Origin of the sequence: Pseudomonas sp. MMS21 TM103, assembly GCF_022132145.1 — a bacterium.
Taxonomy (GTDB): domain Bacteria; phylum Pseudomonadota; class Gammaproteobacteria; order Pseudomonadales; family Pseudomonadaceae; genus Aquipseudomonas.
In genome coordinates this window covers 70,179-85,767 of sequence record NZ_JAJISP010000009.1, presented here as the reverse complement: position 1 = coordinate 85,767, position 15,589 = coordinate 70,179, and the positions used below count along the sequence as shown (strand labels likewise).

The window sequence follows — 15,589 nt, the reverse complement described above, 5'->3', positions numbered from 1 at the left end:
GCCCTCAGGCCACGGCCCGTTGCGCGTTCTGACAGGATTGCAGCCAGCTGTTGCGCTGCACTTGTGCTTGGCGACCGAGCAGGACGAAGCCGTGCAGCGCCCCCTCGGCATCGTAGAAACCGGCGCTCAGGCCATCGTCGGTAGCCGTGCAGCGCCACTCGCCGGTCACCCCGACGGCGGGCGGCAACAGGCACAGCGGTGCGGCCGGGGTCTTCACCGTCACCGGCATCAGCGGGTAGCTGACCGTCGTCGGCTGGCCGAGCAGGGTCTTGCTCAGGGCCTGGATGCCCTGGTTGATCGGCGCCAGATACGGCAGCAACTGGCCGTCGATCTCGATGCAGTCACCCAAGGCGAAGATCCCCGGCTGCGAGGTCTGCAACCGGGCGTCCACCTGGATGCCGCGACCCACCGCGACCCCGGCCGTTTCGGCCAGCGCCAGATTGGGCCGCAGGCCCACCGCGGAGAGCACCAGGTCGGCCTCCAGGCACTGACCGTCGGCGAGGCTCAGGCGATAGCTCTGCTCCACCGATTCGATACGCTGCAGGGTGTTCTGCAGGTGCCAGCTGACCCCCAACTCGCCCAGGGCGTCTTGCAAGTGTTGCCCGGCTTCGACCGGTAGCAGGCGTTCCATCGGCCACTGGCCGAGGCCAATGACGCTGACCGCAAAGCCGCTGCTGGCCAGGTCGTTGGCGAACTCGCAGCCGATCAGGCCGTCACCGAGGATGGCCACCCGACGCACGCCGACCAGACGCTCACGAAAGCCCTGGTAATCGTGCAGGTTGTTGACGCTGAGCAGCGCCGCCGTGTCGCCTTCGATTGGCAGGCGGATCGGCGCGGCACCGCTGGCCAGCACCAACTGGCCGTATTCCATCTCGCCGATGTTGGTGTGCAGGCGCCGCGCCACGGCGTCGATGCGCTCGACCGTGCAATAGGGGTAAACACGGATCTTCAGGCGCTTCTCGATGGCCAGGGCCGACTCGCCCGACAGCGCCGCGGCGCTCCTGCCCTGGGCCAGGCCGATCGACAGCGCCGGCTTGGAATACAGGTGCCCAGACTCCTGGGTCAGCACGCGGATCTCGACCTGCGGGTCGGCCCGGCGCAAGGCCTGGGCCAAGCCATAGCCGGCGTAACCGCTGCCGATGATGACGATTGGCTGGCGCACCAGCGCGACCGGCTGCGCCTGGGCAGGCGCAGCCATGGCTGCCGGCGGTACTGGCAGCGGCGCGCTGACAGCGGCCGCAGCCACCACCGGACTGATATCGAGCATCTCGAAATCGTCCTTGCCGACCCCACACTCGGGGCATTTCCAGTCCTGCGGCACATCGTCCCAACGGGTGCCGGCGACGATGCCGTCGTCCGGCCAGCCGAGGGCCTCGTCGTAGATCAAACCGCAGACCACACAGAGCCAGGTCTTGAACATGTCGCTTACTCCCCCGCCACGCGGATCGCTACGTTCTTGGTGCGCACGTAGCTGTACAAGGCTTCCTGACCCTTCTCGCGGCCGAAACCGGACAGGCCGACGCCGCCGAATGGGGTCTCGATGCCGCCGGCATACCACTCATTGACGAACACCTGGCCGGCCTTGAGGCGACGGGCGCAGCGCATGGCGCGGCTGATGTCCTGGGTGAACACGCCGGCGACCAGGCCGAACTCGGTGCCGTTGGCGATGGCCAGGGCCTGTTCCTCGGTATCGAAGGGGATGATCGCCAGCACCGGGCCGAAGACTTCTTCCTGGGCGATGCACATCTCGGGGCTGACGTCGCGGAACACGGTCGGGCGCATGAAGTGCCCGGCGCGGTCGGTGAAGCGCTCACCACCGGTAGCCACGACCGCACCCTCATCGCTGGCACGCCGACACAGGGCTTCGATGCTGGCCAGTTGTCCGGCACTGACCACCGGGGTCAGGTCCGGGTTGTCCTGGCCGAGGCCGACGCTGAGGCCTTCGGCCAGGGCGACGACGGACTCGACGATTTCTTCATAGATCTCGCGCTGCACCAGCAGGCGCGACATGGCCGAACAGACCTGACCGGCGTTGAAGAAGATGCCGCCCTTGACGCTGGCCAGCAGCTGCTCGCGATCGGCATCGGCGAAGGCGATCGCCGCCGACTTGCCGCCCAGCTCCATGACGCTGGGGATGGCGTGTTCGGCGGCGTCACGCAGGATGGTCTGGCCGGTCGGCACCGAACCGGTGAAGACGATCTGATCGACCTTGGCGCTGCTCACCAGGTGCGTACCGACCTCACGGCCACGGCCGCAGATCAGGTTGACCGCACCATTCGGCAGGCCGGCCTTGGCGATGGCACGAACCAGCACGCACATGCCCAGCGGCGACAGCTCCGGCGACTTGATCACCACTGCGTTGCCGGCCGCCAGGGCCGGCGCCAGCGAGCGGGCGCAGATCGATACCGGGAAGTTCCAGGGCACGATTTGCGCCGAAACGCCCATCGGGTCATACAGGGTGAAATCCATGTAACCGTTGCCCAGCGGGATCGAGGTGCCCTCGATCTTGTCGGCCATGCCGGCGTAGTACTCGAAGTAGCGCGCCGCCTCGGTGAACTCGTCGCGGGCATCGTTGAGGCTCTTGCCGTTTTCCTGGCACAGCACCCAGGCACCTTCGTCGGCGACCGCGCGAATCTCCTCGGCGATACGCAGCAACCAGGTGACCCGCTGCGCCGGACGCACGCTGCTCAGCGCGCCGCTGTCGGCGCAGCGCCGCGCCGCCTGCACGGCGCGCTCGGCGTCCTCGACCGAAGCCTGGGCGATGCTCGCCACGGGCTCTGCGCTGCCGGGGTTATTCACCGTCAGGCGCGACTCGCTGTCGAGCCACTCGCCGTCGATGTAGTTCAGCCAATGTTCGGCAATCGGATACATGGCGGCCTCCTCAGGCGGACGGTACGGTGGCCAGCAGCTTGCGCGCGGCCCACTGGTGGAAGAAGTGGGTGGGGATGTCCATTTCCGGAGAGAAGGCACCGCCCTTATAGCCAGGGGAATGTCGGCCCTTCTGCATGCCTTCGACCGAAGCGATGTCCTCGGCGAACACCACCTTCCAGGACTCCAGAATGGCGTTGCGGCAGGCGGCGTACTCGTCGCCCAGGGCCTCGTCGCCGACGTAGAACAGGCGCAGGTGCTCGATGGTGCGGCCCGGGGCGACCGGCTCCAGCTGCATGGCGAAGGCGTGGTCGGCCTGGATGCCGAGCAGCACGTTGGGGAAGAAGGCCACGTACTCGGCGTTGCGCAGACGGTCCTGCGGCCAGCTGGGGAACTGCGGCAGATGGGTGCCGGCGACGTCGGACAGGTTGTAGGCATAGCTGCCCTGACCGGCGAACTGCTCGTCGAACAGGATGTTGTAGTGGTCTTCCAGGCGCGAGTAGCTGTTCAGGCTCGGGTGTACCCACGGCAGGTGGTAGGCCTCGCAGTAGTTCTCCACCGCCAGCTTCCAGTTGCAGTTGATGTCCAGGGTGGTGGCGTCCATGTGCGGACGGCGGCGCAGCAGGCCCATGCCGTCTTCGCCGAGGAACTGGCTCCAGCGCGCGGTCAGCGGCGCGAGCATTTCTTCCAGCGGCTGGGCATCGCCGGACAGGTTGACGAACACCATGTCCATCCAGATGGCGCTGCGCAGAGCCTTCAGGCCATGCTTTTCGCAGGCAAAGCGCTCGTCCTTGTGCTGATCGATACCGCCGATGTGCGGGGTACCACGCAGGCCACCGTTGAGGTCGTAGGTCCAGGAGTGGTAGGGGCAGCGGATCACGCCCTGCACGGTGCCCTCCTCCTCTACCAGCTTCATGCCGCGGTGGCTGCAGACGTTGTGGAACACCTGCACCAGGCCCTCGCGGTTGCGCATCAGCAACAGCGGCAGGCCCATGAAGTCGACCGGCTTGACCGAGCCGTTCTGCACCAGATCGCTGGCGAAACCGACACAGGCCCAGGTCTTGCCCATGACCTGATCGCGCTCCAGCTCGAAATGACGTTGCTCGATATAGAACTCGTTGCTCAGGCCGGTGGCCTGGTGAATCGGGTTGAGTACGCTTTCCAGATGATGCACAGGAATTTGTTGAGAAGTGGTCGAAGTCATTGTTGTTCTCCCCTGCTGGGCACGGTGGGTGATGATCGGCAGGCTCGCTGGCCAGGCTCCGTTGGCAGCGAGTTTCGAGAATATGGGGATTGTTCGACAAACGATTTTTACAGCTGGATTTATGACTTTTCATCATCAATGCAGAAGCACATCTGCCGAGCCCTGCTTGAGTACCGTCAGGCCCAGCGCGGCGCATTGTTATGCATAAAGATCATCAATCCATGAGAAAGAATGGCTTGTTCCAGGGACCGGGAAAGGCCACTTTAGCCACCGTCAAACCAGTCACCGGCACTACACAGCAGGCCAGCATCCGGCGACGCATGGCAGATAGCACCCGGGCCTCCCGGCCCTGATGCAGGTCGAACGTAATTAATTAAGCGGATTAATTGGCCGCTGTTGGTGATGCCGACAGGCTGGAAAGCTTCCAACACCCATCGATCAGCGAATTCATCCTGCACATGAGTCCTGTCACGACGCGTCGCTTGCGTCAGGCAGCTCCGCTGGTTTTCCCACGCCATCTCCGGGATACCAGTCGCTAACGCAGGAACACTCCCAGGACGACCCAGGCATTGCGCCTCGGGTCGTGCTGGGCGGGGCCAACTCACCTTGCGCTACCCGCGCCAAAGGCCTGCTGAGGAATAGCCGCGCATAGCCCAAAGGCTAGCGCCGCGACTGCTCCATGCAACGCTGCCGCAGGCCACAAGCCTGCGGCAGCGTTCGTTTCGGCCTGGTAGTTATGCGCCGCCAGCGAGCGTGGCGTCGTCCAACGCAGGCGGCAACTGCTCGAGCAACCAGGCGCGAAAGCATTTAACGCTCTGGCGCATCACCCCTCGACCGAGCGGTTCCAGCAGGCAGAACTGCGCATCCGACTGCAACACGGTGTCGATCGGCCGCACCAGGGCGCCGGTCTGCAGGTGGTTGTCGACCAGGTTCGACCAGGCCAGCGCGATGCCCTGGCCACTGAGCGCCGACTGGATCAGCATCGAGTAGCTGTTGATGTTGATCCGCCGTCTGGGCTCGACACTTTTCAAGCCCAGGCGCTGGAACCACTCGGACCAGCCGATCCAGTCGCGCTGCGGATCTTCCAGCCACAGCCAGGTGCAGTCGGCCAGCTGATCCGGGGTGCTCAGCGCCGGATTCTTGGCCAGATAGCCCGGGCTGCACACCGGGAACACTTCCTCGGGAAACAGCGGGGTCACCTGCATGTCTTTCGGCGGGGTGCGGCAGTAGTACAGAGCCAGGTCGCAATCCAGGCGGGAGAAGTCCTTGACCTGGTCGTAGGCAATGATGCGCAGGTCGACCTCTTCATGATCGCGCTGAAACTCGGCCACCTTGGGCAGTAGCCACAGCGAGGCCATCGCCGTACTGGTGACCACGGTCACCTGTTGGGCGCCCTGCCAGTGGCGAATCTCACCGGTGGCGTGGGCCAGCTGCAGCAACGCGGTGCGCACCGTTTCATAGTACTGGCTACCGGTCGGGCTCAAGTTGATCGCCCGCGTGGTGCGTTCGAACAGGGTTTTGCCCAGGTAGTCCTCGAGCAGGCGCACCTGGCGGCTGATCGCGCCCTGGGTGACGTTCAGTTCGTGCGCCGCCAGGGTAAAACTCAGGTGGCGCGCGGCCGCTTCGAAAGCCACCAGGCTGTTGAGTGGGGGCAGTGGATGGATTTTCATGCAGGCAAGATCACGCAGTTTTTTAGTTATGTCCCCGCAGTTTAGAACCATGCTTGCGCTAAACACAGCGTGCGAACACGCAATCGTGCCGGACGGGCGTCATCAGTGGCGCAGGCCCCTCTAGCGCTGGCCACCGTAGAGCGGACCGGGCGCATGCACCGCAGGACAACATCACCGCTGCATGGCGCCGCCAGGCGTGGGCGAAGAACAGCCATGCTGCGGGTCGCACTGCGGCCATCAGCCCCTCAACAAAGAAACGGCCCATCTCCAAAGAGCTGGGCCGCTGCAACACCCGCGAAGCGCCTGCAGCTACGGCAAATCCTGCAGGCAGGATCAGGTGCTAAGGCATGTTGCCGATGATCTTGCGCATCTCCTGCTCCGAGAAGCCGCGCAGTGTCTGCGTGCGCGTATTGCCGAGCGAGCCGACTTTCAGCAGCAGGGAGGTTGCGGTCTCCTCGTCGCCCTCGACGATCAGCACCAGATCGTAACTGCCCACGGTCCAGTAGACGGCCTTGACCGCTACGCCTACCTTTTCAGCCAATGCCTTGAATGCCTGGAAGCGATCCGGTGAGTCCTTGACCGCCCGGATGCCCTGATCGGTGAAGTTAACCAGCGAGATGAAGGTTGCCATGATTACACCCCTTGTCAGGGTTGCTGAGTGGCGGTCACCGAGCCGGCTGCGATTACCTGGAAGAGGGCCGCCATTCTTCCAAATCCGCGAGTCCGACCATCGCTTACTTGCGCCTGCTCCGATGCAGCTCAGGACGGGCCCAGGTTGCAGCCCCGCTCCACCGGTGTCTCCTTGTCAGGCATAGCAGGCTCCAGCAGCACACGCATGACCACTGATCCGCACAGGCAAAAAAAAACCGGCCCAACACAACGAGGTGTGGGCCGGTAAAGCACTATCGGGTCGTCGTGGGGCCCGAGCCGGGCATCAGCAGTGAAATCCTGACTCGGGTGCCCCGCCAGCAGACGACCGGCTGCAGGCGGGGATGACACTCATTACATCAAGCCATCTCGCGCTCGACATCGTCGAACTGGGCTTGCACTGCGGCGTCCGGTTCTTTGGTCATCAGGCTGACAACGATGATGGCCAGGGTCGCCAGGATGAAGCCGGGAATGATCTCGTACAGATCGAAGATCCCGCCGGACAGCTGCTTCCAGATCAGCACGGTCAGGCCACCGAGAATGATGCCCGCCAGGGCGCCATTGCGGTTCATCCGCTTCCAGTACAGCGACAGCAGGATGGCCGGGCCGAAGGCGGCGCCGAAGCCAGCCCAGGCGTAGGACACCAGACCCAGCACGGTATTGTCCGGGTTCAGGGCCAGCACCAGGGCAATGATGGCAATCAGGACCACGGCGCCACGGCCGATCCATACCAGCTCGAAATCGCTGGCATGCTTCTTGAGGATCGCCTTGTAGAAGTCTTCCGCCAGGGCCGAGGAGCTGACCAGCAGTTGCGAGTCGGCGGTGGACATGATCGCTGCCAGCACGGCGGCCATCAGGATGCCGGCCACTACCGGGTGGAACAGGCTGTTGACCAGCACCATGAATACGGTTTCGGCGTCGCCCAGGTCGGTTTCCAGGTAACCCAGGGCGACCCAGCCGATGGACAGGGCGGCGACCAGAGTCAGGGCAGTCCAGCTCACCGCAATGCGACGGGCAGTCGGAATGTCCTTGTTATCGGAAATCGCCTTGAAGCGGGCGAGGATATGCGGCTGACCAAAGTAGCCCAGACCCCAACCGACCAGCGAGAGAATCGCGATAATGCCCAGCGGTTGGCCTTTGGCATCGTTGAAGAAGGTCAGCAGCTCGGGATTTTTCGCGGCAATCGCCAGGTGGGCAGCGTCGATACCGCCCACTGCGTTAAGGGCGAATATCGGCACCAATACCAGTGCGGCAGCCATCAGCAGGCCTTGCACCACGTCGGTCCAGGCCACGGCGAGGAAGCCGCCGAACAGGGTGTAGGAAACCACCGCCAGGGTGCCGACGATCACGGCGATCTGGTAGTCGAAGCCGAATACGGTTTCGAACAGCTTGCCGGAAGCCACCAGGCCAGAGCTGGTGTAGAACAGGAAGAACGTCAGGATGATCAGCGCCGACACCACACGCAGGGCGCGGGATTTGTCGTGGAAGCGATTCTCGAAGTAGGACGGCATGGTCACCGAGTCATTAGCCGTGTGCGAATAAACGCGCAGGCGCTGGGCGACGAACAGCCAGTTCAGCCAGGTGCCAGCCAACAAGCCACCAGCGATCCAGGTGGCTTCGAAACCAGCCGCCAGGGCATAGCCCGGCAGACCAAGCATCAGCCAGCCACTCATATCGGAAGCGCCAGCCGACAGCGCCGCCGTGGTCGGGCCGATGGAACGGCCGCCGAGGATGTAATCGGACAGGTTACTGGTCCGCTTGTAAGCCACCAGGCCCAACCACAACATCATCACCAGGTAGACCACGAAGGTCACCCCTACAACAAAAACGTTCTGCTCGTTCATCTTGTTGTTCTCTTGTTGGCACGGCTCAAGCCGTGGTTCTAGTTTTTAAGCGACTGCCGTATGCGGTCACTGCCTTGAAACCACCGACCAGGTGCACGCCTGAAATCCGGTCGGGGGCGGGACAGGCCTTGTGAGCCTGTCCCTGAAATGCCTCAGTCTTCGTCGCCCAGCGACAGCAGCGAAGCGTTGCCGCCTACCGCGGTGGTGTTGACCGACGTGGTGCGCTCGTTGACGAAGCGCAACAGGTAGCTCGGACCACCGGCTTTTGGCCCGGTGCCCGACAGACCGCAGCCGCCGAACGGCTGCACGCCGACCACGGCGCCAATCTGGTTGCGATTGACGTAGAGGTTGCCGACCCGCGCCAGCGCCTCGATGCGATCTGCGGTTTCCTCGTTGCGGGTATGCACGCCGAGGGTCAGGCCATAACCTGTGCCATTGATCGCGGCGACCACCTTTTCAAGATCGGCCGCCTGGAAACGCACGATGTGCAGGATGGGGCCGAAGTTCTCTTTCTTCAGCTCGGCGATGCCGCCGATCTCGAACGCCACCGGGGCGACGAAATGACCGTGCAAGCTGGCCGGCAGCGGGGTTTCGGCAATCAGCTTGCCCTCGCCCTTGAGCTGGGCGATATGCGCGTCCAGGCCGGCCTTGGCTTCGGCGTCGATCACCGGGCCCACATCGCTTTCGCGCAGGTGAGTCGGGCCGACTTTCAGCTCGGCCATGGCGCCCTTGAGCAGATCCAGCACGCGCTCGGCGATATCCGCCTGCACATAGAGCACCCGCAGGGCCGAGCAACGCTGGCCGGCACTGGTGAAGGCCGACTGCACGGCGTCCTTGACCACCTGCTCGGGCAGCGCGGTGGAGTCGACGATCATTGCGTTCTGGCCGCCGGTCTCGGCGATCAGTGCAGCGATCGGGCCGGCCTTCTCGGCCAGCTGACGGTTGATGATGCGCGCGGTGTCGGTGGAACCGGTGAAGCACACCCCGGCGACGCGAGCATCGCGGCAGAATACGCCGCCGAGGGTGGCGCCATCGCCCGGCAGGAAGGCGATTACATCGGTCGGCAGACCGGCCTCGAACATCAGCTCCAGGGCACGCGCGGCGATCAGGCTGGTCTGCTCGGCCGGCTTGGCCAGCACACAGTTACCGGCGACCAGGGCGGCGGCGATCTGGCCCAGGTAGATGGCCAGCGGGAAGTTCCACGGGCTGACGCAGACGAAGATGCCACGGCCTTCGTGGAACAACTCGTTGCGCTCGCCGGTCGGGCCTTTCAGCTCTTCGCGACCCAGACGCAGACGCGCCTGCTGGGCATAGTAACGGCAGAAATCCACCGCCTCGCGCACTTCGTCGATACCGTCCTGCATGGACTTGCCGGCTTCCACGGTGCACAGCGCCATCAACTCGGCACGGTTGCTCTCGAGCAGATCGGCCAGACGCTCGAAGATGCTCGCGCGGCTGTCGATGGCGGTGGCGTTCCAGCGCGGCCAGGCAGCGCTCAACCCATCCAGCGCCTGAGCCGCCTGGGCGGCGCTGGCGAACTGGGCGGTGCCGACGACCTTGCTCAACTCATAGGGGCAGTGCACGTCCTGCGCGGCGCCAGGCAGCGACTGCCCGTTGATTACCGGTGCGGCGTGCCATTGACGGTTGAGGTGCGGCTTATAGGCGAGCTCAAGCTCAGCGAGAGAGTGCTGGATGTTCATGTTGATGCCTTGGGAGTTTTTCCGCGCGGCACCGAACAGAGCGGGCGGAAGGGGGATTTTGTCATTAGCGATGCTTTTGAACTTGCGCAGTTGCGTCACCGGATGATCGAGAAGTGACTCGATCGGCGTGCTCGGGTCAACCAACTGGTGGACGAACGAGGAGTTCGCGCCGTTTTCCAGCAAGCGGCGCACCAGATAGGGCAGCAGGTCCTTGTGCGCACCGACCGGCGCATAAATGCGCACGGTCTTGCCATGCTTTTCCAGCACGGTGTCGTACAGCGCATCGCCCATGCCATGCAGGCGCTGGAACTCGAACTCGCGCGGCTGCGGGTGCTCGGCGGCCATCGACAGGATGCAGCTGACGGTATGCGCGTTATGGCTGGCGAACTGCGGGTAGATCACATCGCGCGTGAACTCCGACAGCAGGAAGCGCGCACAGGCCAGGTAGGAGGTGTCGGTGCCTTCCTTGCGGGTGAACACCGGGTAGCCGTCCAGGCCCTGGACCTGACACTGCTTGATCTCGGTGTCCCAGTAGGCGCCCTTGACCAGACGCAGCGGCATCTTGGCACCGAGTTCCTTGCCCAACAGGGCCAGCCACACCAGCACCGGCAGGCAGCGCTTGGAGTAGGCCTGCACCACCAGGCCGAATTCGCCCCAGCCGGCAATCGCCGGGTCGCGCATCAGCTTTTCATAGAGTTCCAGCGACAGCTCCAAGCGGTCGGCTTCCTCGGCGTCCACCGAGATACCGACACCCAGCTTGCGCGCACGCACGGCTAACTCCAGCACATTGGCGAACAGCTCGGTGAGCACGCGCTCGCGTTGCGCCACTTCGTAACGCGGATGCAGGGCGGACAGCTTGATCGAGATCGACGGCTTCGGCCCCTTGCCCACCTGCGGCTCTGCGCCAACGGTGTCAATCGCCTTGCGGTAGTCGGCCATGTACTTCTCGGCGTCGTCGGCAGTCAGTGCCGCCTCGCCGAGCATGTCGAAGGAGTAGCTGTAGCCTTTTTCGCGTTCTGCACGACCGTTCTTCAACGCCTCGGCGATGTTGCGACCAAGCACGAACTGCTTGCCCATCAGCTTCATCGCCTGGTTCATCGCCGCGCGGATTACCGGCTCGCCGGAGCGCTTGACCAGACGTCCGATGACGTTCTTCGGCCGGCCATCGGCGGCGGACGGATCAACCACCTTGCCGGTCATGACCAGGCCCCAGGCGGCGAAGTTGACCAGCACATTGTCGCTCTGGCCGAGGTGACGTTCCCACTCGGCGGCGCTCAACTTGTCGCGGATCAGCGCATCGGCGGTGGCAGCGTCCGGGACGCGCAGCAGCGCCTCGGCCAGGCACATGAGCATCAGCCCCTCCTGGGTGTCGAGGCTGTACTGACGAAGCAGTGCGTCGAGGGTATCGACGGCATTGTCCCGGCTACGCACATCCTGAATCAGGCTGCGGGCACCCTGGCGGATAGCCTCGATGCCATTGTCACCGGGATCGGCGAGCTGCAAGAGCTCAGTGAGATAGGCTGCCTCGTCAACGCTGTAGTTGGCGCTGATGACAGGGAAAAAATCGGCGGCCTTGGCGGCCGAGATCCGGTTAAGGAACTCGTCCTGCAAGACGTGACTGGCTTTAAACATCACGCCCATCCTCTTCTGGAGACTGTTGTTGTAGGAATTACTGCTATTGGGTTTAGCGCAAATACAGTGGTCTGACCATTGCGTTCTGCCAAGCACCCAGGGCAAACAGTGGATAATGGAATTTAGTTGCATAGCCATGACAGCTTCTTGCAGAAAGCTCTGGAGTTTTTGCAGAAACCTACGGGCCGGGGAACTAACGGCGAACGGAGGCTCGGGGAACTGGCGGAAACCAGGCGAGGCTCAGCCGGGGAACAATTGCCCCAACCACAGGGCCGCGCCTGCCCGCAGCACACGACGGGATAGGCTTGGCTTGCTAGCGACAGAGCGGCCGCTGCCCAGCGCGGCAACCATGCCCATTGCCGGTTAGGCCACCGAGGAATTGCCAGAGCAGGCCCCCCTGCCCCGCTGCCTCACGACTGGCTGGCACCCCGGAGCCGATGGTATGCAGCGGCCGCTATGCTCTACGGCATGGAGCCATCAATGATCTGACTACGGCGCTCGGGTTGTGCGCTATCCGCGCGGAGGGAGGACTGCCATGAAGGCTGGAGCCGTGCTGTGCCTGCTGAGCGCCGGACTGCTTGGCCTACTGATTACCGTCAGCCATGCCGACTGGACAGGGCCTCAGGAGGGGCCGGTAGCGCTGCCGGACAAGCGGGTGGTGTTCCTCGCCTCGGACTTTCGCAACGGCGGGGTGGTCGCTGTGTATCGCAGCGTCGAGCGGGCGGCCCGGCTGATCGGCTGGCGGGTGCAGGCGCTGGATGGGCATGGTGATCCCGCCGAGTGGCGGCGTATGGCCGAGCAGGCGCTGCAGCAGGCACCGGACGGCGTGGTGCTGGGCGGCTTCGGCGTAGAAGCGCTGGGGGAACTACCCGTGCAGTTCAAGCAACGCGAGATTACCCTGGTCGGTTGGCACGCAGGGGATGCACCGGGGCCGAGCGAGTGGCTGTTCAGCAACGTCACCACCGACCCGCAGGTGGTAGCGGACCTGGCCGCGGACCTGATCATCGGCGAGGGCGCAGTCGGCGTCGTGATCTTCACCGACAGCCAGTTTGCCATTGCCAGGGCCAAGACCAAGCGCATGGCCCAGCGCATCCGCGAGTGCCTGGACTGTCGCCTGCTGAGTATCGAGGACCTGCCGATTGCCCGGGTTTCGGAGCAGATCGCCGACCGAGTCACGCAACTGCAGCAGCGCTTTGGTTCGGCCTGGACCCACAGCCTGGCGATCAACGATGTCTATTTCGACCATATCCATGTGCCCCTGGCGCGACTCGGGCGCCAGGATATCCGCCATGTGTCGGCCGGCGACGGTTCGGCCAGAGCGCTGGCGCGGATCCATTCCGGATTGTCCCAGCAGATCGCCACCGTTGCCGAACCTCTCGGCGCCCACGGCTGGCAAGTGGTCGACGAGTTGAACCGTGCCTTCTCCGGCGAGCCACCCAGCGGCTATGTTGCCCGGCCGCTGCTGGTCACCACCGAGGTATTGCGCGAGAGCGAGACCGTCAGCATCAAACTGGATACCAGCTATGAGGCCATCTATCTACAACTGTGGCGGCCGGACTGACGCGCTCAGGCGATACCGCCGCTAGCGCCGGAACAGGTTGACCAGCAGCGTCAGGACGATGCTGATCAGCAGCATCGACGTCAGCGGAATGAATACCCGGCCGCGTGGCGATTCGATGCGGATGTCGCCCGGCAACCGGCCGAACCAGTGCAGCAGCCAGGGCGCGAAATGCAGCACGGCGCCGAGCAGCAACAGTGCCGCACCAATCATCATCAACCAACGCGCCATGCTGCTTTGTCGCCTCCATCAATCCAATTCTGACTTCAGAGGTTGTGAACATATCGAGCGCCGTCGCGAGGCCGTCTCCAGGTGTTCGCCGCGCAACGTCAGCAACGGGCGCAGGGCGACGGTCGCAGTAGGCGGGAGTTTTTTCACCGCCTCTCTCAGCCGAACTTCTCGTCATACACCGCCGGGGTCATGCCGGCGCTGGCCAGGCATTCACGCAGGTGCTTGATGTCCTGCTTGCTGCACACATTGCCGTGGTGCGGGTGGTGCAGAAAGAACTCGTGCTGGTTCAACAGCACACGAAAGCGTGCACCGAGAATGGGCTCGATGGTTGCCCCGAGGTGATGCAGCAAAGACTCGACCTCGCGCCAGTGGACGTTGCCGGGCAACGGCCCCTGGAAAATCGAGTGCAGGAGAACCTGGTATTTGTTGCTCATGACTCGACCTCAAATCGGCTGCTCGGCTATTGCTAGGATAGCCGAGTGCGCGCTTGCGCCTCATGACCCAAGGGCCATTGGTCGCTGCAGGGAGCAAACCGCCGCGCCGGACACCCGCTTGGGACCGCCCCAGCGAGGATCTGCTTCAGGCACGCCAGCCACCGACGCTGGCGTGCTCGTCGAGAACCGCGCTCATACCGCCGTGCCCAACGCGCCGCTGCCGACCCACACGGTGCAGGCGGTGTCATGCATCGCCTTATGCACCACCTGCAGTAGCGGCGCGCTCGCAAGCGGGTAAATCGGCGGCCACCCTCGCCCACTGCGACGATGCCTATCGGCAACGGGCGCCAAGCGCCGAATACCTGGCCGAACCGGAGGCGGAACACGAGACAACGTCCAGGGTTTGCTGGCAGTAGCCACGGCTGTCAATCAGCGTTCGTTCCCCCGGCAATTGCAAAGACCCGCCCGACTGGGCAGCGTCGAACAGCCGGATCGGCTGGAGGTTTGGGGTCTGTGCGCTCAAATCGCTCGTTTCACTCGCTGGGACCGGCGAAGCCGGCCCCTTAGCTTAATCGTTATTCACATGACTGAAGAATTCATCGAACTCCCCACAGACTCACGACAATGGCTTCTACGGGCCTTTTATTCAGCAATGCTGTTTGTAGTCGCAATAAAGGCTGCCAACACTACAATTGCAATCACAGCAATTGTAGTTTTAAACGCCATCATGCTGGCAAACCCTGTTACAGCATTAATAAACACACAAAGTAAAACGCTAAAATACGTATACAGAAAACCATATTCATTTCGACGGCAATCGGAAATTGATCTCTCAAAATACTCCAGAATCTACACGCAAGTCGAAAGTTACGCCGGTAGATCTTTGCACTTAAGCGGTCCCAAAGGCGAACATTTAATACTCGCGAAATTCAACCAAAGTCCAACATCACCCAATCAGCACATTAAAGAAGTAACTACACTTAGAAAAGCCATCGCAAACGCGCTTAAAATTCACGATGGCGGCGATGTATAATCTAACTAGTGGTTCAAATCGTGCGCTATGCTCACTGGAACGGGCTAAAGCCCGCCACTTAACCAAACGTTAGCTTTAAAAAACTCAGGTATAGGAAAACTATTATGAATAAAATAAAAATTGTAGTTTTAGGTTTACTTGCTACTTCATGCTGGGGAGCAGTTGCTTCAGAAAAAACGCCTGAAGTGTCTCATGGAATAGAATATCCTACCGGTTGGCAGAACTGGTCAACAATCGCAGTGTCACATAGAACTGATAACAACACATTAAGGGTTATACTCGGAAATGAAATTGCAGTAAAAGCAGCGCGCTCTGGAAAAGTTGACCCGTGGCCCGAGGGTTCAATCCTCGGGAAAGTTGTTTGGAAAGATACTGAATTAGAAAACTGGAAAGCAGCAACTGCGCCTGGAAATTTTGTTCATGCTGAATTCATGTTCAAAGACTCAACCAAGTATTCCAAAACTTATGGTTGGGGGTGGGCGCGTTGGGTTGGCCTTGAACAACAGCCATTTAACAACGGAGCTCAAGTATGCACTTCATGCCACACTCCAGTAAAAGATCGTGATTGGGTGTTTACTGATCCAGCACCGTTTCCAGAATTAAACTAATGCTAATAAGTGGCTGCTACGGACCCAAAACAGTTGGCACTTTTTGCGCATTTCGCTGCGCGGCGCAAAAACCGCCAACTATTTCGGGTCGCAGAGCCATGCGTTAGGCGAAGAACACGGAGAGAGAATGGAAAATTATTGGAAAGATATTGAGGAATA

12 protein-coding genes and 1 pseudogene are annotated in these 15,589 nt (G+C 62.4%); 3 read left to right on the top strand and 10 right to left on the bottom strand.

All coding sequences use genetic code 11. The annotated features are described in order from the left end of the window. Nucleotides 1-4 precede the first annotated feature (4 nt). From LJY18_RS21520 to putA, 8 genes and pseudogenes are all read right to left on the bottom strand, one after another. Nucleotides 5-1,198: an FAD-dependent oxidoreductase gene (locus tag LJY18_RS21520; protein WP_238044396.1), complete on the bottom strand. Its 1,194-nt coding sequence runs from the start codon at nucleotides 1,196-1,198 to the stop codon at nucleotides 5-7. 57 nt (nucleotides 1,199-1,255) lie between these two features. Continuing rightward, nucleotides 1,256-1,420 (bottom strand): annotated as a pseudogene (locus LJY18_RS21515) (rubredoxin); the annotation flags it as partial. 5 nt (nucleotides 1,421-1,425) lie between these two features. Further along, nucleotides 1,426-2,871, bottom strand: coding sequence for an aldehyde dehydrogenase family protein (locus tag LJY18_RS21510; RefSeq protein ID WP_238044322.1), 1,446 nt, complete (start codon nucleotides 2,869-2,871; stop codon nucleotides 1,426-1,428). Between the two features lie 10 nt (nucleotides 2,872-2,881). After that, complete coding sequence (locus LJY18_RS21505) at nucleotides 2,882-4,072, bottom strand: aromatic ring-hydroxylating oxygenase subunit alpha (RefSeq protein WP_238044320.1); 1,191 nt, start codon at nucleotides 4,070-4,072, stop codon at nucleotides 2,882-2,884. 734 nt (nucleotides 4,073-4,806) lie between these two features. Then, on the bottom strand, nucleotides 4,807-5,742 hold the full coding sequence (locus LJY18_RS21500; RefSeq protein ID WP_238044318.1) for a LysR substrate-binding domain-containing protein: 936 nt from the start codon (nucleotides 5,740-5,742) through the stop codon (nucleotides 4,807-4,809). 340 nt (nucleotides 5,743-6,082) lie between these two features. Beyond that, on the bottom strand, nucleotides 6,083-6,373 hold the full coding sequence (locus LJY18_RS21495; RefSeq protein WP_238044316.1) for a GYD domain-containing protein: 291 nt from the start codon (nucleotides 6,371-6,373) through the stop codon (nucleotides 6,083-6,085). Nucleotides 6,374-6,749: 376 nt separating this feature from the next. Continuing rightward, complete coding sequence (putP, locus tag LJY18_RS21490) at nucleotides 6,750-8,234, bottom strand: sodium/proline symporter PutP (protein ID WP_238044314.1); 1,485 nt, start codon at nucleotides 8,232-8,234, stop codon at nucleotides 6,750-6,752. 152 nt (nucleotides 8,235-8,386) lie between these two features. Then, nucleotides 8,387-11,566: a bifunctional proline dehydrogenase/L-glutamate gamma-semialdehyde dehydrogenase PutA gene (gene putA / locus LJY18_RS21485; RefSeq protein ID WP_238044312.1), complete on the bottom strand. Its 3,180-nt coding sequence runs from the start codon at nucleotides 11,564-11,566 to the stop codon at nucleotides 8,387-8,389. A gap of 535 nt (nucleotides 11,567-12,101) precedes the next feature. Here putA and LJY18_RS21480 point away from each other — a divergent pair. Then, nucleotides 12,102-13,127 carry a substrate-binding domain-containing protein gene (locus LJY18_RS21480; protein WP_238044309.1) on the top strand — a complete coding sequence of 342 codons (1,026 nt, stop codon included), beginning with the start codon at nucleotides 12,102-12,104 and terminating at the stop codon, nucleotides 13,125-13,127. Nucleotides 13,128-13,148: 21 nt separating this feature from the next. Here LJY18_RS21480 and LJY18_RS21475 read toward each other — a convergent pair whose 3' ends face one another. Continuing rightward, a complete protein-coding gene (locus tag LJY18_RS21475; protein WP_238044307.1) occupies nucleotides 13,149-13,355 on the bottom strand; it encodes a DUF2905 domain-containing protein in 207 nt (68 codons plus the stop codon). A gap of 155 nt (nucleotides 13,356-13,510) precedes the next feature. Further along, complete coding sequence (locus LJY18_RS21470) at nucleotides 13,511-13,789, bottom strand: hypothetical protein (RefSeq protein ID WP_238044305.1); 279 nt, start codon at nucleotides 13,787-13,789, stop codon at nucleotides 13,511-13,513. A 583-nt stretch (nucleotides 13,790-14,372) separates the two neighbouring features. On the opposite strand from LJY18_RS21470, the gene LJY18_RS21465 reads away from it, so the two are divergent. Together LJY18_RS21465 and LJY18_RS21460 are read left to right on the top strand one after the other, a co-directional pair. Further along, nucleotides 14,373-14,822: a hypothetical protein gene (locus LJY18_RS21465; protein ID WP_238044303.1), complete on the top strand. Its 450-nt coding sequence runs from the start codon at nucleotides 14,373-14,375 to the stop codon at nucleotides 14,820-14,822. Between the two features lie 104 nt (nucleotides 14,823-14,926). Then, nucleotides 14,927-15,430, top strand: a complete 504-nt coding sequence (locus LJY18_RS21460; RefSeq protein ID WP_238044301.1) for a cytochrome P460 family protein — start codon at nucleotides 14,927-14,929, stop codon at nucleotides 15,428-15,430. The last annotated feature ends 159 nt before the right edge of the window (nucleotides 15,431-15,589 follow it).

Bases quoted from the DNA above. Each gene is read 5' to 3' on its own strand.
- LJY18_RS21500 (WP_238044318.1), bottom strand. From the start codon at position 5,742: ATGAAAATCCATCCACTGCCCCCACTCAACAGCCTGGTGGCTTTCGAA.
- LJY18_RS21470 (WP_238044305.1), bottom strand. From the start codon at position 13,789: ATGAGCAACAAATACCAGGTTCTCCTGCACTCGATTTTCCAGGGGCCG.
- LJY18_RS21480 (WP_238044309.1), top strand. From the start codon at position 12,102: ATGAAGGCTGGAGCCGTGCTGTGCCTGCTGAGCGCCGGACTGCTTGGC.
- putA (WP_238044312.1), bottom strand. From the start codon at position 11,566: ATGTTTAAAGCCAGTCACGTCTTGCAGGACGAGTTCCTTAACCGGATC.
- LJY18_RS21465 (WP_238044303.1), top strand. From the start codon at position 14,373: ATGACTGAAGAATTCATCGAACTCCCCACAGACTCACGACAATGGCTT.
- LJY18_RS21495 (WP_238044316.1), bottom strand. From the start codon at position 6,373: ATGGCAACCTTCATCTCGCTGGTTAACTTCACCGATCAGGGCATCCGG.
- putP (WP_238044314.1), bottom strand. From the start codon at position 8,234: ATGAACGAGCAGAACGTTTTTGTTGTAGGGGTGACCTTCGTGGTCTAC.
- LJY18_RS21475 (WP_238044307.1), bottom strand. From the start codon at position 13,355: ATGGCGCGTTGGTTGATGATGATTGGTGCGGCACTGTTGCTGCTCGGC.
- LJY18_RS21505 (WP_238044320.1), bottom strand. From the start codon at position 4,072: ATGACTTCGACCACTTCTCAACAAATTCCTGTGCATCATCTGGAAAGC.
- LJY18_RS21460 (WP_238044301.1), top strand. From the start codon at position 14,927: ATGAATAAAATAAAAATTGTAGTTTTAGGTTTACTTGCTACTTCATGC.
- LJY18_RS21510 (WP_238044322.1), bottom strand. From the start codon at position 2,871: ATGTATCCGATTGCCGAACATTGGCTGAACTACATCGACGGCGAGTGG.
- LJY18_RS21520 (WP_238044396.1), bottom strand. From the start codon at position 1,198: ATGGCTGCGCCTGCCCAGGCGCAGCCGGTCGCGCTGGTGCGCCAGCCA.